The 18,971-nt window shown below is 63.1% G+C and carries 15 protein-coding genes, 2 pseudogenes and 1 other annotated feature; of the genes and pseudogenes, 9 read left to right on the top strand and 8 right to left on the bottom strand.

What is annotated here, in order from left to right; genetic code table 11:
• Nucleotides 1–3: 3 nt before the first annotated feature.
• Both L3V85_RS33675 and L3V85_RS33670 read right to left on the bottom strand, forming a co-directional pair.
• Nucleotides 4–948 (bottom strand): IS30 family transposase, encoded by a 945-nt coding sequence (locus L3V85_RS33675; RefSeq protein ID WP_423838548.1) that lies wholly within the window; start codon nucleotides 946–948, stop codon nucleotides 4–6.
• Nucleotides 949–1,056: 108 nt separating this feature from the next.
• Nucleotides 1,057–2,376 (bottom strand): annotated as a pseudogene (locus tag L3V85_RS33670) (IS3 family transposase); the annotation flags it as partial.
• Nucleotides 1,982–2,098: a sequence feature (AL1L pseudoknot), on the bottom strand. It overlaps the preceding pseudogene by 117 nt.
• A 20-nt stretch (nucleotides 2,377–2,396) precedes the next feature.
• Here L3V85_RS33670 and L3V85_RS33665 point away from each other — a divergent pair.
• The 3 genes from L3V85_RS33665 to araD all read left to right on the top strand — a co-directional run bounded on the left by L3V85_RS33665 (nucleotide 2,397) and on the right by araD (nucleotide 6,119).
• The gene (locus tag L3V85_RS33665; protein ID WP_237676900.1) at nucleotides 2,397–3,308 is read left to right on the top strand and encodes a mannonate dehydratase; all 912 of its coding nucleotides are present in this window, start codon (nucleotides 2,397–2,399) and stop codon (nucleotides 3,306–3,308) included.
• A 78-nt stretch (nucleotides 3,309–3,386) separates the two neighbouring features.
• Nucleotides 3,387–4,373 (top strand): Bug family tripartite tricarboxylate transporter substrate binding protein, encoded by a 987-nt coding sequence (locus L3V85_RS33660; RefSeq protein WP_237676899.1) that lies wholly within the window; start codon nucleotides 3,387–3,389, stop codon nucleotides 4,371–4,373.
• Nucleotides 4,374–4,388: 15 nt separating this feature from the next.
• Nucleotides 4,389–6,119 (top strand): L-arabinonate dehydratase, encoded by a 1,731-nt coding sequence (araD, locus tag L3V85_RS33655; protein ID WP_237676898.1) that lies wholly within the window; start codon nucleotides 4,389–4,391, stop codon nucleotides 6,117–6,119.
• Nucleotides 6,120–6,153: 34 nt separating this feature from the next.
• Here the strand turns inward: araD and L3V85_RS33650 are convergent, their stop codons facing one another.
• Together L3V85_RS33650 and L3V85_RS33645 are read right to left on the bottom strand one after the other, a co-directional pair.
• Nucleotides 6,154–7,131 (bottom strand): LacI family DNA-binding transcriptional regulator, encoded by a 978-nt coding sequence (locus L3V85_RS33650; protein WP_237676897.1) that lies wholly within the window; start codon nucleotides 7,129–7,131, stop codon nucleotides 6,154–6,156.
• Between the two features lie 171 nt (nucleotides 7,132–7,302).
• A complete protein-coding gene (locus tag L3V85_RS33645) occupies nucleotides 7,303–8,850 on the bottom strand; it encodes an IclR family transcriptional regulator domain-containing protein (protein WP_237676896.1) in 1,548 nt (515 codons plus the stop codon).
• A gap of 201 nt (nucleotides 8,851–9,051) precedes the next feature.
• On the opposite strand from L3V85_RS33645, the gene L3V85_RS33640 reads away from it, so the two are divergent.
• The 4 genes from L3V85_RS33640 to L3V85_RS33625 are packed head-to-tail and all read left to right on the top strand — an operon-like array spanning nucleotide 9,052 to nucleotide 12,067.
• Complete coding sequence (locus L3V85_RS33640; RefSeq protein WP_237676895.1) at nucleotides 9,052–9,858, top strand: ribonuclease activity regulator RraA; 807 nt, start codon at nucleotides 9,052–9,054, stop codon at nucleotides 9,856–9,858.
• Nucleotides 9,859–9,888: 30 nt separating this feature from the next.
• Complete coding sequence (locus L3V85_RS33635; protein WP_237676894.1) at nucleotides 9,889–10,338, top strand: nuclear transport factor 2 family protein; 450 nt, start codon at nucleotides 9,889–9,891, stop codon at nucleotides 10,336–10,338.
• Nucleotides 10,339–10,340: 2 nt separating this feature from the next.
• Nucleotides 10,341–11,777, top strand: a complete 1,437-nt coding sequence (locus L3V85_RS33630) for an aldehyde dehydrogenase (NADP(+)) (RefSeq protein WP_237676893.1) — start codon at nucleotides 10,341–10,343, stop codon at nucleotides 11,775–11,777.
• Nucleotides 11,774–12,067, top strand: a complete 294-nt coding sequence (locus tag L3V85_RS33625; RefSeq protein WP_237676892.1) for a Dabb family protein — start codon at nucleotides 11,774–11,776, stop codon at nucleotides 12,065–12,067. The genes L3V85_RS33630 and L3V85_RS33625 overlap by 4 nt, the downstream gene beginning before the upstream one ends.
• A 6-nt stretch (nucleotides 12,068–12,073) precedes the next feature.
• Here L3V85_RS33625 and L3V85_RS33620 read toward each other — a convergent pair whose 3' ends face one another.
• On the bottom strand, nucleotides 12,074–13,168 hold the full coding sequence (locus tag L3V85_RS33620) for an Ldh family oxidoreductase (protein ID WP_237676891.1): 1,095 nt from the start codon (nucleotides 13,166–13,168) through the stop codon (nucleotides 12,074–12,076).
• A 237-nt stretch (nucleotides 13,169–13,405) separates the two neighbouring features.
• Here L3V85_RS33620 and L3V85_RS33615 point away from each other — a divergent pair.
• A pseudogene (locus tag L3V85_RS33615) lies at nucleotides 13,406–14,519 on the top strand (SMP-30/gluconolactonase/LRE family protein).
• Between the two features lie 21 nt (nucleotides 14,520–14,540).
• Nucleotides 14,541–15,653: a lactonase family protein gene (locus L3V85_RS33610; protein ID WP_237676890.1), complete on the top strand. Its 1,113-nt coding sequence runs from the start codon at nucleotides 14,541–14,543 to the stop codon at nucleotides 15,651–15,653.
• Between the two features lie 77 nt (nucleotides 15,654–15,730).
• Here the strand turns inward: L3V85_RS33610 and L3V85_RS33605 are convergent, their stop codons facing one another.
• From L3V85_RS33605 to L3V85_RS33595, 3 genes are read right to left on the bottom strand one after another with little or no spacing between them, the layout of a single operon-like run.
• Nucleotides 15,731–16,726: a threo-3-hydroxy-L-aspartate ammonia-lyase gene (locus L3V85_RS33605; protein WP_414080268.1), complete on the bottom strand. Its 996-nt coding sequence runs from the start codon at nucleotides 16,724–16,726 to the stop codon at nucleotides 15,731–15,733.
• Nucleotides 16,723–17,922, bottom strand: coding sequence for an L-talarate/galactarate dehydratase (locus L3V85_RS33600; RefSeq protein WP_237676889.1), 1,200 nt, complete (start codon nucleotides 17,920–17,922; stop codon nucleotides 16,723–16,725). Before L3V85_RS33600 ends, L3V85_RS33605 begins: the two co-directional genes overlap by 4 nt.
• A gap of 39 nt (nucleotides 17,923–17,961) precedes the next feature.
• Nucleotides 17,962–18,939, bottom strand: a complete 978-nt coding sequence (locus L3V85_RS33595) for a Bug family tripartite tricarboxylate transporter substrate binding protein (RefSeq protein WP_237676888.1) — start codon at nucleotides 18,937–18,939, stop codon at nucleotides 17,962–17,964.
• Nucleotides 18,940–18,971: the final 32 nt, after the last annotated feature.

Genomic DNA, 18,971 nt, shown 5'->3' with positions numbered 1-18,971 from the left:
TATTCAACCGGTCGTCGCAACACCGGGTTGTCGAACGGATTTTAGGTACTGGTTCAAAGTCTCGGCCGGTGTCTTCCAGCCCAGCGTTTTACGCGGCCTGTTGTTCAAGGTCCGAGCCACGGCTTGAATCTCCTGCTCGCTCCAGCGAGACAGATCTGTTCCTTTTGGGAAGTACTGGCGCAGCAGACCGTTCGTGTTCTCGTTCGTGCCGCGCTGCCATGGGCTGCGAGGATCGGCGAAGAAGACACGCACTCCGGACTCGATACTGAACCGCGCATGGTCGGAGAGTTCCTTGCCACGATCCCATGTCAATGATTGCCATAGCTCGGCGGGCAGCGTGGCCACGGTTCTTTTGAGTGCATTGGCCATCGTGACGGCTCCGTAGCCCGAGAGTGCAGGACCGTTCTTCGTCCGGGGCGTCAGTCGATAGCCTGCTTCGCGAGGCAAGTGCACGAGCATAGTGAAGCGGCTTGATCGCTCCACCAGCGTCCCGATGGCGGACCTGTCCAGGCCGATGATCAAGTCTCCCTCCCAGTGACCCGGCACGGCACGATCTTCTGCCTCTGCAGGTCGGCTGGAGATCATCACCTCCTCGCTGACATGAGCCCACGCTGTAGCCTGAGCCCTGGCCCGTGGCACGCGCAACGCACGCCCCATACGCAGATAGCTCACCAGCTCGCGCTTGAGAGCACCTCGCCCCTGAATGTAGAGGGCTTGGTAGATGGCTTCGTGGGAAATGCGCATGGACTGATCATCCGGGAAGTCGACCTGCAGCCGGTTGGCAATCTGCTCGGGCGACCAGCCATTGACCCACTTGCGATCACCACGATGAGGCTTGTTGCGGCCGATGAACGCCGCTTGCCGAGGCCCGGTGACCTCGCGTCCTTGAGCATCGTGGATCTTGCCCTCCAGGCGGTCTTGAACATATTGACGCAGACGGGGGTTCATCAACAGTTTGGCGGGCTTGGGCCTTCTGGCCACCAGCTCGGACTTCCACTGCGCAACCGACGCTCGATACTCGAGCTTGCCCCTGCGAGTCGCAGCATTGCGGGTCAGCTCCCGTGAGACCGTCGAGGGACTTCGCCCGATACGGCGAGCGATCTCCCTCACCCCAACCTCTTGGGCCCGCAGAAGAGCAATCTCTTCTCGCTCGGAGAATGACAGATACCTTCCCGATGTGGGATGCGACATGAACAGTGGCATACCGCCACGATGACGGAACCAACGCGTGCCCACCGGCGTTGACACGCCAACGGCTTCGGCAGCCTTCTCACTCGTGATTCCGGTGGCAATCTGTTCCCAGAATTGCCGCTCCACCTCTCGCCGAAGCGAAGGAGCACCGGGTGAGCGCATTGCGCCTCGCCCCGTTAACTTCTGCATCCACCCCGCGGGTCGTCCCATAAACACCTCCATGAATGAAGTGTTGCGACGACCGGTTGAATACGCCTTGCGAGCCACGATCGGAGTGACAAATCAAGCTGCCGTCGCGTTCGGGTTGACGGTCGTACAGCGCTTGCTCCAAAGCATCGAGCACGAAGTCCGTGCGCATCGAGCTGCTGACCCGCCAGCCCACGATGCGTCGGGCGAACACATCGATCACGAAGGCGACGTACAGCCAGCCCTGCCATGTCGACACGTACGTGAAATCCGAGACCCACAGCTGGTTCGGGCGCTGCGCTCGGAACTGCCGGTTGACCCGATCCAGCGGGCATGGTGCTCTGGAGTTGCTGATAGTGGTCTTCACCACCTTGCCGCGCATCACACCTCTCAGCCCCAGGCGCCGCATCAGCCGCTCGACCGTGCAGCGGGCCACCGTCGTGCCCTCGCGCGCCAGTTGCCTCCAGACCTTGTCGGCCCCATAGACCTGCATGTTGGCCTGCCAGACGCGCTGTATCGCCGGAATGAGGACATCGTCGCGGAGTGCTCTGGCGCAGCGCTTATGCGGCTCGCGCAGCAGCGCCGCGTGCCGCCGGTAGCCCGACGGGGCGACCTGCAAGACCCTGCAGATCGGCTCGACCCCGAAGGTGGCACGATGCCTGTCGATGAAATCCCTCAGGACTTCAGCCGGCGGTCGAGCTCCGCCTGGGCGAAAAACGCGCTCGCCAGCTTCAGGATCTCGTTGGCTCGGCGCAGTTCCTTGACCTCGCGTTCGAGCTCCTTCATCCGCTGGGACTCGCTGGTCGTCACGCCTTCTCGAACGCCGTTGTCGACCTCATCACGCTTGACCCATTCGTTCAGCGTCTGCGGCACGCAGCCGATCTTCGGTGCAATCGACTCGATCGCCGCCCACAGCGACGGGTATTCCCCACGGTGCTCCTGCACCATCCTCACTGCGCGCTCACGCACCTCGGGTGAGAACTTGTTCGACTTCTTCATGGCTCAATCCTCTCAGAGTGTTGAGCCTCCACAAAATCCGGGGCGATTCACTCGACGTTTTCGCCCTCGACGTGGGCTCGATCCTGCTCGACTCGCTCACGGACCTCGACGGCGCGCGTAAGCAGCGCGCGATGCTTGCAGCCAACATCCAGAAGGCCGCCGACGCTGGGATCACCTGCCTCAAGTACAACGTGCAGATGGTCGGCATCACCCGCACCGGCCTTAAGCCCGGACGCGGTGGTGCTCAGAACTCTGGCTTCGTGTATGCCGAATATTCGGCCGATGAAGATCGCAAGCACTCGTACTGGGGGGTTGGCTACCCCAGCAACCAGGAAGAGGGCGGATCTGCATCGGCGGCATTGTGTGGCCAGAAGATGGCGCGTGAAGTACCGCCCGTGACGGAAAAGGCCGGCTGGGACGCCATCGAGTTTCTGGTGGAAGGGCTGGTGCCGGCCGCTGACAAGGCAGGGGTGCGGCTCGCTTGTCACCCGCACGACCCGGCGTACCCAGTGGGAGGCCTGAACGGTATCGAACACGTCGTGGGCTCTGCTGACGGGATTCGACGATTTCTCGCGCTTTCGTCCAGCAAGAACCATGGCTTGAATTTCTGCCAGGGCACCGTGGCTGAGATGTTCAAGGAGCCAGGCAAACACATGATTCCCGTGATTGAGGAATTCGCTTCGACCGGCCGAATCTTCATGGTCCATTTCCGCAACATTCGTGGCGGCTACCTCGACTTTCAGGAAGTGTTTCCCGACGAGGGCGACGTCGACATGTATGAAGCAGTGAAGGCTTACCAGCGTGGTGGCTATGCGGGGCCCCTGTGCCCTGATCATGTTCCCGTGTCGGAAATCGACGAAGGGCGCGAGCGCTTCATGTCGTTCGCATTGGGCTACACCCGCGGTCTGCTTCAAGCGGCCGGCGTGCGCTGAGCCGCGCGCCACTGAATCTCACCGTGCCGAGCGGCCGCAGAGCCGAGGGCGCATTCGCTTACTCATCGGAGACAAACCTTGACTTTTACCCGCCGCATCATCATTTCGGCAGGCGCTATCGCAGCTGCTAGCGCCTTCATTCCTGCCTCGTTCGCACAAGCGGATGGGTGGCCTTCGCGACCTGTCAAGCTCATCGTGCCGTTCCCTGCTGGCGGCACCTCGGACCAGATGGCCCGTCTGGCCGCTGAAGAGCTGGGCCGCGCCCTGAAGCAGCCCTTCATCGTCGACAACCGCTCGGGCGTCGCCGGCAACATTGGAACTGCAATGGCGGCACAGTCGGCGCCCGACGGCTACACGCTTGCGCTGTCCGGTGTCGGCTCGAACGGCATCAATCCCGGTCTGTACGAGAAGATTCCGTTCGACACCAACAAAGACTTCGTCCACATCACGCAGCTGATCAGTGGCCCCAACGTGCTGGTCGCCAATCCGCAGTTTCAGGCCAAGACCTTCAAGGAGTTCATGACGTATGCGAAGGCCAATCCCGGCAAGCTCAGCTATGCGAGTTCAGGCTCGGGTTCGTCGGGCCACCTTGCCATGGAACTCTTGAAGCAGCGCACTGGCACAGACATGCAGCACATCCCGTACCGCGGAGGTGCGCCCGCGCTCAACGATCTGCTGGCCAACCAGGTCCCGGTGATGTTCATCAACCAAGATGTGGCACTGCCACACGTGAAGGCTGGAAAGCTGCGTGCGCTCGCCGTGACGAGCGCTGAGCGAATTCCGCTCTACCCTGACGTCCCGACAATTGCAGAGTCTGGGTATCCTGGCTTCGAAGCCAACTCGTGGGTCGGCCTGTCTGCGCCAAAGAACACTCCACAAGCGATTGTCGATCGTGTGCAGCAAGAAATCGCTCGTGCATTCAATAGCGCCACCCTCAAGAGCCGGCTTGAGGCACAAGGCTTCGTCGTTGCAGCGTCCAAGCCGGCACAGTACCAGGCGTGCGTCAAGGCCGAATCGGAGCGTTGGGCGAAGGTCATCAAAGCTGCGAACATCAAGCCTGATTGATCAGAGATAACCAAGATGGCCGAACTCCAGAAACTCCGCAGCCAGCGCTGGCTGGCGAACGATGACTTCCGCACGTTCAACCACCGCAGCCGCATCATGCAGATGGGCTACGACCGAAAGGACTGGGAAGGCAAGCCACTGGTGGCCATCTTGAACAGCTGGTCGGACTACAACCCGTGCCACATGCACTTTCGCCAGCGGGTGGAGGATGTAAAGCGCGGGGTGCTTCAAGCTGGCGGTTTTCCTCTCGAGATGCCCACGATCTCTCTGAACGACGCCATCGTGAAGCCATCGGCTCTGCTCTACCGAAACATGATGGCGATGGAAGTGGAGGAGATGATCCGCTGCTACCCCGTTGACGCAGTCGTACTGATGGGTGGATGCGACAAGACTACCCCGGCCATGTTGCTCGGCGCTACCAGTGCAAATGTACCTGCGCTCTTCCTGCCCGCGGGGCCGATGTTGCGTGGCAACTCACGTGGCACCACGCTCGGCTCGGGATCGGATGCGTTCAAGTATTGGGACGATCGCCGCGCAGGCGTCATCACCGAGCCTGAGTGGGACGGCATCATCAGCGGTATTGCGCGCAGTCCAGGAACATGCATGACCATGGGCACTGCGAGCACCATGACCGCTATTGCCGAGGCCCTGGGCATGTCACTGCCGGGTGCCTCCGCCGTCCCAGCCGTGGACGCGGGGCATCAGCGGATGAGCGCACACGCCGGTCGACGGATCGTGGAAATGGTGCACGAAGACTTGCGGCCATCACAAATACAGACGCGCAACGCGTTCCTCAATGCGATCACAGTCGCAATGGCGATGGGCTGCTCGACCAACGCGATCATTCACGTGATCGCGATGGCGCGCCGTGCGGGGACTGACGTCGGATTGCAGGACTTTGATCGCATCAGTCGGTCGGTGCCTGTGATCGCCAACATTCGACCCAACGGTACGAGTCAATACCTCATGGAAGACTTCTACTACGCGGGCGGACTGCCCGCGTTGATGAATCGGCTTTCGCCGCACTTGCACCTAGGTGAGAGGACTGTGACCGGGCAGACGGTGGGCCAGAACATCGAAGGCGCGCAAGTCTACAACGACGATGTGATCCGCAGCCTGGACAACTGCGTGTATGCGGAAGGTTCGCTCGCGGTTCTCAAAGGCAATCTAGCGCCCGATGGCTGCGTGATCAAGCCGAGCGCCATGAGCGACAAGTTTCTGCAGCACAGCGGCCCGGCTGTCGTATTCGATGATTACCCGAGCCTCAAAAAGATGATTGATGATCCGGAAGCTGACATCACCGAGAACCACGTCATCGTGCTACGTAACGCGGGACCGAAAGGTGGACCAGGGATGCCAGAATGGGGAATGATTCCTGTCCCGACGAAGCTTCTGAAGCTTGGTGTTCGGGACATGCTTCGCATCAGCGACGCGCGCATGAGTGGAACGAGCTATGGCGCCTGCGTGCTACATGTGGCACCTGAAGCTTACGTTGGAGGCAACCTGGCATTGGTTCGCACTGGTGACGTCATCAGCATCGATGTGCCGGGCCGACGCATCCATCTGAATGTCGACGACGAAGAACTCACGCGCCGTCGCGCAGAATGGAGTGCGCCCAAGCAGAGATTTGGGCGTGGCTATGGATGGATGTTCTCGGAACACATTTTGCAGGCCGACCAGGGCTGCGACATGGACTTCCTGCAAACGGCATTTGGTGAGTCTGCTGGGGAGCCTGACATCTTCTAACCATCTGCCAAGAAGAGCGAGCGGGATTGGGTGATCAAGCGCTTTCGCGCACGACCAGCTTGAAACCTAGATCATGCACCCGCGGCGAGTTTTCGGTTTCCCCGCGCAACCGTTGCACGAGCAGAGAGCCAGTTCGCTCACCTAGCTCGCGCGACTCTATGCGCACCGTCGTCAAGGCTGGCACGCTCGCTGCAGCTACGGGAAGGTCTGAAAAGCCCGCGATCGCGATCCTCTGCGGCACTACCCACTTGTTGTGCCGGCAAGCCATCAGCGCGCCCAATGCGAGCGTGTCGTTGCTGCAGAACAAACCATCGAGCGCAGGCTGCGCAGCGATCAGTGCTTCGAGGCTGCGCGCACCGTCGTCTACCGAGGACGGTGGCTGCACCAGCTGAACAGCCACATTCGAGATACCGATCTCCTTTGCGGCCTCGCGAAATCCTTGAAGTCGCTGCGACGAGCGATGCTCTTGCGCGCCAATAAAGCCAAGCCGCTGGCACCCGCGCGCCAGCAGGTGTCGTGCCACGGCTGCACCAGCTGCAGTATTCGAAAAGCCCACCACTGTGTCGATCGGTGAATCACTGAGGTCCCAGCACTCCACAACCGGAATTCCTGCGCGCTGAAGTTTCGCGCGGACGCCGCTCGAGTGCTGCGTGCCGGTGAGCACCATGGCGTCGACCCGACGACCGATGAACGCGTCAACGAGCCGCTCTTCCTCTCGCGTGTCGTACCGGGTCTGGCCCAGCAGCAGTTGGTAGCCAGCGGCTGAGAGCGTGACCGACAGCCCGTCAATTGTGTCCGCGAACCATGCGTTTGACAGCGTGGGTACCAAGGCGCCAACGATGCGCGAACGGCTTGATGCGAGCGTGCCCGCGTTGAGGTTGGGCACGAAGCCGAGCCGAGCGATGGCGGCCTCCACGGCGGCACGGGTGACGGGTGCCACGCTTTCGGGCGCGCTGATGACGCGTGAAACAGTGACGCGGGCCACGCCGGCCTCGCGTGCGACGTCGGTCATTCGAACACGAGATGGCAACGAGAAGCTCACGCACTGCTCCGTTGGAAAGCCGCAAAACCCATGCTCGCGAGGCGCGCGTTGGGACGCAGCCTCCCGGCAGCATAGAACACGCGTGTCTCGTCGATCCCGGCGCGGCCGATGAACAGGGTGGATTGTCGCGGCGAGGCGGGTTCAGTTCGGGCTGCCACCCGCAATCCTGAAAAGCCTCCCCGACAAAGGCGCGTCGTTGAGCACTTCGAGGCTCACGGACTGGCGCGCCGTAGCGACGTATAGGCTGGAGAACTGGCCGTCGAAGGCCAGGTCGGTCGGGCAGGGCACGGGCAGCCCCACCACCCTGTCCAGACCGCCATCGGCCGCGAAGCGCACCACTCCCCAACCACCTTGCAGACATGTCCAGATGCCGCCTTCGCTATCGAAGGCCAAGCCGCTCACCGAGCCGGAACCTTTGGGAATGGTGGCCAGTCGACGCACGCCTGGTGTGCCAGGCTTGAGCATGAGAATGCTGCCGGTGTCGGGCGCTGCTGCGAAAAGAGTGGCATCTTCCGAGCGCCATTTGAGGCACTGCACGGCCTCGCTCACGCGCCACTGGACGTTGATGCCTCCATCTGACTGCAACTGTCCAATCACCGTGACGCCGGCTTGCTCCACCGCAGCCCAGAGAGGACCGCCGGCTTCATCGCACAACGCACGCAGGCCGGAAGGAATCGGTTGGTCTACGGACCGGGTCGAACCGTCCGGGTCAATGGCCACCATGGCTTCTCCCACCACGGCGCAGACGGCATCATCGCGCTGCACCAAGGCGACGATCGGCTGCTCGAACGAGGCGTGCACAGTGTCGACGCCCCCCAGTGTGCAGTGCACCGCGGGCGCAAGCCTGTCGGCCCAGTACAGGCACTGATTCCGCGAGTCCCAAAGGGGGTAGGCGCCGTGAAACGCCCAGTGACCGGGTACAGGCTCTGCTGCGCCATTCGGGACAGTGGCGGCCTCGGGATGCAACTGGGCACCGACCCGGCGTGCCGCGTCGGCAAGTTCGGGCCCCAGCAGTTGAAGGCGGTCGGGTGTGAGCCGGTAGGCGGGCCCAGCCACGCTGATCGCGCCCCGCACCCGTCCATTGGTGTCGACAATCGGCGCACCGACACATCGCACGCCCAGCACGATCTCCTCGTCGTCGATGGCATAGCCGCGTGCGGCCGTCACCTTGAGTTCGGCCTGCAGCCGTCGTCGGTCGGTGATGGTGTGCTGCGTGAGCGGCTTGAGATTCAGCTCGCGTATCAGGGCCTCGCGAGCACTCTCGTCGAGCACGGACAGGATGGCTTTGCCTTGACTGGTGCAATGGATGGGTTTGCGCTGCCCGAGCGCAGCCTGCGAGCGCCGGCTGTGTGCCCCATCGCAGCGCTCGAGCGAAATGACCTCGCGGCCGTCCAGAGCTGCAAGATAGGAGGTCTCGCCGGTCAGGTCGCGCAACGTACGGAGCTCGATAGCGGCGGCGGCCACCAGGTCAGGCATCGCATAGGCTTGGCGAGCCATCTCGAAGCACCGAAAACCCAGGCAGTACACCTTGCGCAGCTGGTCGCGCCTCAGCAAGCCGCGCGTCACCAGCGTGGCGAGCAGGCGATACACCGTGGTACGCGGGATCGCCAACCGATCGGCCAGCTCCGTCTGGCTCAAACCCTCAGGCGCCGCGCCTACCGCCTCGAGCACGTCGAGGGCCTTTTCCAAGGCCCCAGTTCCTTCGCCGATGTTTTTGGTCACTTTGTCTCAAATGGTGGTACTTGAACGGGCTCTAGGGTGCTCTGAGCCAGGGCTCCTATTTTATTTGGTGCGCTTCATTCTTACGATAGCGCCACGAGATCGGCACGAGCCCGCAGCTCATCCGATTCCCACAATCTGAGACAAGCCGTCTTGCTTCTGCCCACCACCATGACCCAACCTGCCGCACCCCTCGCCTCCATCCCTCAGCGCCCCGCAGCGCCGCACGTGCCCGATTCGGTCCTGGACCGCCTGGCCAAGGCCACCAGCGGCTCGCTCACGACGCAGCTTTACATCAAGGGCATTCGCCAGCCAGTGCTGCACGGACTCACGCCGCTGAGCAAAAAGATGAAGCCCTTCGCGGGTCGCGCGTACACGATGCGCTTCATTCCTGCGCGAGAGGATGTCGACCGCTACGACAACCTCACGACCAGCCCCAGTGCAGACAACCTCCAATGGGTCGGCGTGGAGCAGATCGAGCCGGGTCACGTGCTCGTGATCGACAGCAACCAGGACGGCCGCGCGGCGTCCATGGGCAACATGCTGATCACCCGGATGATGATGCGCGGTGCGCGCGGCGTGATCACCGACGGTACCTTCCGCGACGGCACCGAGCTGTCGGAGATGGACTTTCCGATCTGGTGCACGGGCGTCACCGCGACCACCCGACTGTCCTATCACCATGTGGCCGACCTGAACGTGCCGATCGGTTGCGCCGGCGTGGCCGTGTACCCGGGCGACGTGATCCACGGGGACGGCGACAACATCACTGTGATCCCCGCACACATGGCTGAAGAGATGGCCGACCTGTGCGAGAAGCGCGACGACATCGAGGCTTACCTCGCGCTGCGCGTGCAGGCCGGCGAAGCCCTGTGGGGCCTGTATCCGCCCAGCGACGCCACGCGGCAGCAGCACAAGCAGTGGGTGGCCGACGGACGGCCTCCAATTCCTGCGGCGAAGCCTGCTGGCGAGCGCTGAATTCTTTGAACTGAACCTGGAAGCAGACCGATGACCACCACTACCTACACACCCGATTACTACGACGCCTTGATCCGTCGCTACTTCGATGCCTGCAACGCCGCCGACTATCAGGCGCTGGTCGATTGCTTCACTCCCGATGCCGTGCACTATTTCCCCTCCGGCCTGCCTGAGGTGCCCTGGAAGAGCGCAGACACCATCGCCCGGAAGTGGCAATGGTGCGTGGAGACGCTGGGCTCGCAATGGACCATCGAACGCATCATCGTGAGCCATGACAAGCCGGAGGCCATGATCGAGTGGACCCACTGGAAGAACAAGAGCGGCACGGCGCTGCGTGGCGCCGAGTGGTACGACTTCGAAGACGGACGGATCAAGGAGATCCGTGCGTACTACGCGTCGCCGGCCGACAAGAGCACCCCGATCAACGAACTGGTTGGCTTCGACTACGCAGCTCGCGGCTACAACCTCCAGAGCGCGTGACGATGACGTCGTATCCCCAAAGCACCGTTGCGGACGTCGATGCCGCTGTCAAGGCAGCGCACGAAGCCTTCCAGTCGTTCTCCAGTTCCGGCGCGCAAACCCGCGCGGCATTGCTGCGCGGCCTCGCGCAAGTGCTCGAAGACAACCGTGAGCGGCTCGTCCTGCTGGCCGATTCGGAAACGCATCTGGGTCCGGCGCGACTCAACGGTGAACTCGATCGCACTGCCTTCCAGTTGCGTGGCTTTGCAACGCGGGTGGAGCAGGGCGCCGCTTTTGCTTTCGAGGACGACCCGGCCGTGGCCGGCAGCCCGCCTGTGGGCCATCCGCATTTGGTTCGGGTGCGTATTCCCGTAGGCCCTGTTGCAATGTTCAGCGCCAGCAACTTCCCGTTCGCGTTCTCCGTGCTGGGTGGCGATACCGCCTCGGCGCTGGCTGCAGGTTGCTCCGTCATCGTGAAGGCACACGGTGGCCACCAGGGCCTGTCGCACACCGTCGCAGGGCTGGCCCGCGATGTGATTGCGACGCAGGGCTTGCCGGTGGGACTTCTGGGCTTGGTCGACGGCCCCGGATCCCAGATCGGCGTGGCACTGGTCGAGCATCCGCTCATCCAGGCTGCAGCGTTCACGGGATCGGTGCGCGGTGGGCTCGCACTCGAAAGTGCGGCCCGTGGTCGGAAGCAGCCGATTCCTTTCTATGGCGAGCTTGGCTCCGTCAACCCGGTTGTCGCATTGCCCGCGGCCCTGGCTGTGAAGGGGGCCGAACTGGCGCAAGCGCTGGCCGGCTCCATCACCATGGGCACCGGCCAGTTCTGCACCAGCCCCGGCATCGTCTTGGTGCCCGCGGGCGAGAGTGGCGATGCCTTCGTCGCGCAGCTTTCGGAGGCGCTGCGTGGCGCCAAGACACACGAGATGCTCACGCCGCAGATGCGCAAAGGTTTTGACCAGGGCTGCGCGCAGTGGGCTGGCGAACCGAAACTGAAGGCGCTGTTGGCTGAGCCTGCCGCGGCCGATGACGTGTCGCCGCGGCCGTACCTGGCGCAGATCGATGCTCAAGGATTCCTTTCATCCCACAAGTTGCATGAGGAGGTCTTCGGTCCCGCCGCGATCGTCGTGCGTGTATCCGGAATCGAGCAGGTGATTGATGTCCTGGACGCGGTGGGTGGCTCGCTCACGGTCACCGTTTGGGGCGCGGACGCGCCCACGGACGACAACGTCTCGTTGGTGCGCGCCGCATCGCGCATCGCCGGGCGTGTGCTGTTCGCGGGCTTCCCGACGGGCGTTGCTGTGACGGCGGGACAGCACCACGGCGGGCCATTCCCCGCCTCTACGGTCCCGTTCACCACCTCGGTCGGCTATGCCGCGCTCGACCGCTTCCTGCGCCCTGTCGCTTTGCAGGACGCGCCCCAGTGGCTTCTCGACCGCAAGGGGGTTCCCGCATGATGCGTCACGTCGTTCTGTTTCGGCGCAGGCAAGACGTCGAGAAAGATGCAGGTCGCGAGAAGGATCTGGCCGACCGCATGGCGGCGTTGGGAGCGCAGATTCCCGCGATCCAGAAATGGCATGTCGCGGCGAACGAAGTAAACCGCCCGATCTGCTGGGACTATGTGCTCGAGTCTGAGGTGGCCGACGCGAATGCGCTCGACGAGTACCTGTTCCACCCGCTGCATCAGGCACTGGTGGCAGACCTGAAGCTTTACTTCGAGTGGGCCGCGGTGGACTACACGGCCTGAACTGCGTTAGAGCGGTGTGGGCACGGGCAGCCCCGCCGCACGTAGACGATCCGCCAGCGCGGCGATGGTGCCAGCCGACAGCGGCACGCCATGCTTCTGGGCCGCGCGATGCAGAACCATTGCTTGCTCGCCCGGCACGCGTACCTTGCGCACGCCCGGTCGTGGCGGATTGTCGCGGCATGCATCGGCGAGCCACGTGGTCTCGGTGACAAACGCGTCGGTCCCGCCGAACGCCGCGGGATCGATCACCTGCAGGAACACGTTCATCACCACGCCCTTGGGTCGGCTGTTGCGCCCCAGACCCGAGAGCCCTTGAGTGAGCGCCTCTACCAGCAACGCCATGCCGTAGCCTTTGTGGCCGTGGTCCAGCCCGCCCACGGGCAGCAGTGAGCCGCCGTCCTGGACCGCCGCCACGGGGTCATCGGTCGCGTGTCCTTCGGCATCTATTGCCCAAGCGCCTGGAAATCTCCGACCTTCGCTCGCCAGTTGCCTGGCCCGGTTATTGGTAGTGATCGAGGAGCTGATGTCCAGGAGCATCGGGTCCTGCGATGTTGGTATGCCGGCTGCCAACGGATTGGGAGTGAATAGGGGACGCATACCGCCAAAAGGTGCCACTCCGCTCGATGCCGGCCCCGAACAACTGAGAATCGGCATGAGTCCCCGGCTGGTGAGGCGCGGCAGGTAGGTGGCCAGGGCGCCTGTGTGATGTGCGCCTGCGATCGTGATCGTGAAGACACCGTGTTCAGCGATCCGTTCGAGCGAAAGATCGATCGCGCGATGGATCAGCCAGGCCCCGGGGAGCCGATGCCCGTTCCATGCGACGCAGGCACCCCGGTCGGAGACAACTTCTATCTCTCCTGCGTGAGCCAGGCTGCCGCTCTCGATGGCTTCCAGATACCAAGGCACCAGCACGAGGCCATGCGTGGCGTGACCCATCATGTCTGCATCGAGCAGCGTGCTTGCGACGGTGCCTGCCTTGTCAGCCGCCAGCCCCGCGTGCACGAACAGCTTCGTGACATCTTCGAGGAGCCTGTCCGCTGGATAGCGAGACTCGGCGGCGCCTTCGACAGTGGAAGGCGAATGAGGAAGTGTGTGAGTCATGAGATGCAAGTCGGTGGCACAACGTCTGCCAATGTACTTTTCAAGGCGTGAAGGCGCATCGGAACCGCTTCCCATTCCTCCGGGCAATCCCTTGTTTTGGAGCGTGCATCTCACCCCTTGGGACATGAGACGGGCACGCCGGTTTCCGGTTGCTGACATCGCTCGTATCGTCCGTGCCAACTACCGCGCATGCGCCGACATGCGCGGCTCATATCAACGATTCAACAAGGAGACTCCATGGCTATCAACAGCCGTACGCACGCGCTGACGAGCGTAAAGAAAGACCGGCGCACCCTGCTCGCGGCGGGTCTGGCACTCGGCGCCGGTGCGCTGGCGCAGACAGCGGGCGCTCAAAGCAATAGCGCAAATGCATGGGCACCATCGCAGCGCTACCCCGATCCCGCGATCGAGATCCTTGACCCGTCGTTCGCCAAGTACCGGCTCTACAGCGCAGGAGTGGAACGGCTGGCGACGGGTTTCCGCTGGGCCGAAGGACCCTGTGTGGGTGGGCGACGGCAACTACCTGCTGTTCAGCGACGTCGCCAACAATCGCATTGTTCGCTGGGATGAAGCCACAGGGCAGTCCACGACCTACCGCGCCTCTGCCAACTACGCCAATGGCAATACGCGAGATACGCAGGGCCGGCTCGTCACTTGCGAAGGGGCGGCAGTGGGCGGCGTGGGACGTCGAATCGTGCGCACGGAGCCAAGCGGCAAGATCACCGTGTTGGCAGACAACTTCGAAGGCAAGCGTTTCAACTCGCCCAACGACATCGTCTGCCGTTCCGATGGATCGATCTGGTTCACGGATCCGCCATTTCAACTGACCAACGACTACGAGGGGCGTATCGGTAAGCAGGAACTGCCGCACGCGGTCTATCGCATCGACGGCAGAAGCGGCAAGGTGACGCAGGCGATCAGCGACCTTCAGGGCCCCAATGGCCTGTGCTTCTCTCCCGATGAGAAGACGCTGTACGTCATCGAGGGTCGCGCGCAGCCGCACCGGCTGATCTGGGCCTACGAGGTGTCGGCAGACGGCCGCCTCGCGGGCAAGCGCAAGCATGTCGATGCCGGTTTGCCGGCTGGAGCGCTCGACGGCATCAAGTGCGACGTTGACGGCAACATCTGGGCGGGATGGGGTTCGAGCGGTATGCCGGGCGTGGACCCCGCAACGTTGGATGGCGTGATCGTCTTCAACCCTCAGGGCAAACCCATCGGCCACGTCCGCCTGCCGGAACGCTGCGCCAACCTGTGCTTCGGCGGCGTTGACAACAACCGCCTGTTCATGGCGTCCAGTCATTCGATCTACAGCTTGTACGTCAACACCCGCGGCGCCGAAGTGCGCGTGTGAAACCTTTGGGAGACATCACCAATGCAATCACTGAAACCTCTGGTCCTGCTGGCTATCGCGTCGCTTGGCGCAGCCTCCCACGCCGGAACATTTGCCTACGTGTCGAATGCGGAGGACGGCACGATCTCCAGTTACCGCATTGACGCAGCAGGCGGCACACTGCAGCCGCTTGCCACGACGCCGACGGGAAAACTGGTGATGCCGCTCGCGCTGAGCCCGGACGGTCGGCATCTCTATGCTTCCGTGCGGTCGCAGCCTTATTCGGTCGTGACCTATCGGATCGACGCGCGAAGTGGTGCGCTTGATCGACTTGCGACGGCGAATTTGCCAGACAGCATGGCTTACATCTCGTCCGACCGCGGCGGAAGGTATCTGTTCGGTGCCTCGTTCGGCGGTGACGTGATCAGCGTCAATCCCATTGGTCCCAACGGCGTGGCACAGGGCGAAACGCTCCAACTGATCAAGACGGGGCGCCACGCGCATTCGATCGTGGTGGACCCCAGCAATCGCTTTGTCTACGTCGGAAACCTCGGTGTGCACCGCGTGCTGCAATTTGCATTCGACGAGCACAGCGGCGCGCTGGCTCCGATCGATGCAGGCTTTGCGCCTGCCGAGGCGGGGTCGGGGCCGCGTCACTCCGCACCGTCGCCCAATGGCAACTTCCTGTATGTGCTGAGCGAGTTGTTCGGTTCCGTGACCACCTATGCGATTGATCGCAAGACAGGCGCCTTGAGCGCGAAGGGATCTTTCGACGGCGTGCCGGCCGCTCGCTACAAGCTCGAGAAAGGTTTGATCCGCCCGCCGCTGGGTCAGGGCGAGAAGGTGGATGACACGCCGCGGATCTGGGCCGCAGACATCAAAGTCTCGCCCGATGGACGCTTTGTCTACACAACCGAGCGAACCAGCAGCACCGTCACCTCGTATCGCGCGGATCCTGTGACCGGAGCGCTGAGCTACCAGGCCACGATCGAGGTGGAAAAGCAGCCACGCGGCATCGCCATCGACCCTCGCGGCCGTTGGCTTGTCGTGACGGGGGAAAGAGTGCTGAGGTGGGTCTTTATGCCATCAATCCGCAGTCCGGTGCTCTCAAGCGCGTCGCCGGTGCGCCGGCTGGCAAAGGTGCCAACTGGGTAGAGATTGTCGATACGGAGTAATTGCGAGAGACGACCGGGGTCAAGAGGAGAAGCCTTCTCGACCTCGATGGCTTCCGATCAGTCGATCGCTGTCGGGGCGCCAGCCAGCAAGGCCGCATAGCGCCGCAGATCCACGTTGCCGCCGCTGAGGATCACGCCCACGCGCTTGCGATGCACCGGCAGCACGTGCTCCAGCAGTGCGCCAAGGCCCAGTGCGCCCGTGGGCTCGACCACCATCTTCATGCGCTGGGCCAACCATTGCATGGCATGCACGATGCTTGCGTCTTCGACCGTGACGACGTCGTGGACGTGGTGCCTAATGATCTCGAAGTTGCGCTCGCCCAGTTGCGTGCCCAACGCTCCTTCCGCAATCGACTGCGGCGGTGATATGCGCACGATGCGCCCTGCGCGCAGCGACTGCTGGCCGTCGTCACTGGCGGTGGGTTCCACGCCCACCACCTGGCAGCGTGGGGACAGCAGATGCGCGGCGAGGGCGCTGCCGGCAAGCAGGCCGCCGCCGCCCAAGGGAGTCAGCAGCGAGTCCAACTCACCGACCTCCTGGATCAGCTCCAGTGCCGCAGTGCCCTGGCCTGCAATCACCCGGTTGTCGTCGAAGGGATGGATCAACGTCAAGCCGCGCGCCTTTACCAACGTCGCGCACATCGCCTCTCGATCATCCCCCAGACGGTCGTACAGCACGACCTCGGCACCGTATCCACGCGTCGAATCGCGCTTGACCGTTGGCGTATCGCCGGGCATCAGGATGGTGGCGCGCGTGCCCAGCAGCCGCGCTGCCAACGCGGTTGCCTGTGCATGGTTCCCCGACGAGTAGGTGATGACGCCGGCGGCCCGCCTCTCGGGGTCCAGTTGCGCGACGGCGTTGAAGGCACCTCGGAACTTGAAGGCGCCCATCCGCTGGAGGTTTTCGCACTTGAAGAAGATCTCGGCGCCGAGGCGCTCGTTCAACGTGTGCGACTGCATGACGGGCGTCCGGTGCGCGACGCCCTGCAGCGCGCGCGCCGCCACCAGCACGTCCTCTGCCGTTGCAGGCGTGCCGATGTCCTGCGCGATCAAGACGCTTTGCCGAAGGTCTCGCTATCGGCACGCCAGGAAATGGCTTGCTCGCTCAGGCTGAAGCCCAGGCCATGGCGATCCGACACATGCATGCGCCCGTCCTGCAGGTGCATCTGCTCGTTGAACATCGGGCCGAGCCACTCGAAATGCTCCAGCCAAGGTTCGATCGGATACGCAGCGGCAAGGTGAAGATGGATCTCCATCGCGAAGTGCGGCGCGAGTTTGCGCCCCTTCATCGCGCCGAGCGCCATGATCTCGAGGAACGGCGTGATGCCGCCGACGCGCGGCGCATCGGGCTGAATAAAGTCGCTGCCTTCGGCCAGAATCAGTTGCGCATGTTCTCCCGCGCTCGTCAGCATCTCGCCTGTGGCGATCGCGGTGTCGAATCGCGTTGCCAACTGGGCATGGCCTTCGAAGTCGTAGGCGTCCAGCGGTTCCTCGATCCAGGTGAGGTCGAAACCTTCGAAGGCGCGGCATGCGCGGGTGGCTTTCTGACGGTCCCATTGCTGATTGGCGTCGACCATGAGCGGGAAGCTGTCGCCCAACAACTTGCGCACGGCACCCACGCGCTCGATGTCGATCGAAAGGTCTGGCTGGCCCACTTTGAGCTTGATGCCGCCAATGCCGCTTCGCTGCGAGATCTCGACGTTCTTGAGCACCTGGTCCAGCGGCGTGTGCAGATAGCCGCCCGAGGTGTTGTAGCACTGCACTGAGTCGCGGTGTGCGCCAAGCAACTTGGCCAGCGGCAGCTTGGCACGTTTGGACTTGAGATCCCACAAAGCGATGTCGAATGGCGCGATCGCCTGCGTCGTCATGCCGCTGCGCCCCATGCTGGCGCCTGCCCACAGCAGTTTGGTGAAAATCTTCTGAATGTCGCTCGGGTCTTCTCCCAGCAGGTTGGGAGCGATTTCCTTGGCGTGCGCGTACATGCCGGGTCCGCCTGCGCGCTTGCTGTAGCCGAAGCCGATGCCGTCCAGCCCGTCGCGTGTCCGGATTTCGGCAAAGATGAAGGCGATCTCGGTCAGCGGCTTTTGCCGCCCCGTGAGCACCTTGGCGTCACTCACCGGCGTAGCCAGCGGCAGGAATATCAGCGACACCTTCACGGAGTCGATGCGGTCGCCCGTTTCAGCCGCGGTGCGCGCGCCCTCCGCCACCTTGGCGTAAGAAACGATGTTGGATTCGACAGCAGATGCCATGGAGAAGCTTTCAGTGTTGAGATGCGAAAAGTCGACGGATCATTCGGGCTTGAGACCGCCTTTGCGGATCACCTCGGCCCAGCGTGCGTTCTCCGACTCGACGAACTTCGTGTAGTCGACGGACTTCGATGCGACCACGACGAAGCCGGTGCTCTCGAGCTTGGCGCGAGCCGCTGGATCGTTGAACGCCTTGACCATGGCTGCCTCTAGCTTTTCGACGATCGCCTTGGGCGTGCCCTTCGGTGCCGAGAGACCAGTCCAGGACACTGCGCTGAAGCCGGGGTAGCCCGACTCGGCGACGGTGGGCGTGTCGGGGTATAGCGGATTCCTTGTCAGGCTGGTGACGGCCAGTGCCCGCAGTTTTCCTGCCTTGACGTGAGGAAGCGCCGCGTCCTGGTTGGTGAACATGCCTGGAATCTGATTGGCGAGAACGTCGGTCAGCGCGGGGCCGCCTCCCTTGTAAGGGATGCCGACGATGTCCAGACCTGCAACCTGCTTGAGGTATTCCGTCGTCAGGTGACCCGAAGAGGCGGGCACCTGACCGTAGTTCACCTTGCCCGGGTTCGCTTTGGCATAGGCGATGAATTCCTTGAAAGTCTTCGCGGGGAAGTCCGGGTTCACGACGAGCACGTTGGGGCCGGCGGCGAGTTGCGAGATGTGGATGAAATCGCTTTCCTTGTAGTTCGGCTTGGGCGCCTGGAAGCCATGAATGACGGCGTTGCTGCCAATCCCGGACAGCACGAGCGTGTAGCCATCCGGTGCCGCCTTGGCAGCCTGGTCCGCGCCGATCGCACCGCCGGCGCCGCCCTTGTTGTCCACGATGAAGGGCTGCTTGAGCTGCTTGCCGAGCTCCTCCGCGATGATCCGCCCCATCAGGTCGCTGGTGCCTCCCGCAGGGAACGGCACGATGATTTTCACGGGCTTGTTCGGGTAGTCAGCCTGGGCGTGGACGGCCAGGGGTGCAAATGCGGCGGTCACCAGCGCGATGGCGGTCAAAACTAGTTGGCGTTTGTGCATGGGATCTCCTTGGAGGGCTCGAATGAAAGAAC

Source organism: Variovorax paradoxus (assembly GCF_022009635.1).
Lineage (GTDB): Bacteria > Pseudomonadota > Gammaproteobacteria > Burkholderiales > Burkholderiaceae_C > Variovorax.
This window is presented reverse-complemented; position numbering and strand designations above follow the sequence as displayed.

Coding starts and splice junctions, on each gene's coding strand:
- L3V85_RS33595 (WP_237676888.1), bottom strand. CDS start 18,939: ATGCACAAACGCCAACTAGTTTTGACCGCCATCGCGCTGGTGACCGCC.
- L3V85_RS33620 (WP_237676891.1), bottom strand. CDS start 13,168: ATGACTCACACACTTCCTCATTCGCCTTCCACTGTCGAAGGCGCCGCC.
- L3V85_RS33635 (WP_237676894.1), top strand. CDS start 9,889: ATGACCACCACTACCTACACACCCGATTACTACGACGCCTTGATCCGT.
- L3V85_RS33625 (WP_237676892.1), top strand. CDS start 11,774: ATGATGCGTCACGTCGTTCTGTTTCGGCGCAGGCAAGACGTCGAGAAA.
- L3V85_RS33610 (WP_237676890.1), top strand. CDS start 14,541: ATGCAATCACTGAAACCTCTGGTCCTGCTGGCTATCGCGTCGCTTGGC.
- araD (WP_237676898.1), top strand. CDS start 4,389: ATGGCCGAACTCCAGAAACTCCGCAGCCAGCGCTGGCTGGCGAACGAT.
- L3V85_RS33630 (WP_237676893.1), top strand. CDS start 10,341: ATGACGTCGTATCCCCAAAGCACCGTTGCGGACGTCGATGCCGCTGTC.
- L3V85_RS33675 (WP_423838548.1), bottom strand. CDS start 948: ATGAACCCCCGTCTGCGTCAATATGTTCAAGACCGCCTGGAGGGCAAG.
- L3V85_RS33600 (WP_237676889.1), bottom strand. CDS start 17,922: ATGGCATCTGCTGTCGAATCCAACATCGTTTCTTACGCCAAGGTGGCG.
- L3V85_RS33650 (WP_237676897.1), bottom strand. CDS start 7,131: ATGACCGACGTCGCACGCGAGGCCGGCGTGGCCCGCGTCACTGTTTCA.
- L3V85_RS33640 (WP_237676895.1), top strand. CDS start 9,052: ATGACCCAACCTGCCGCACCCCTCGCCTCCATCCCTCAGCGCCCCGCA.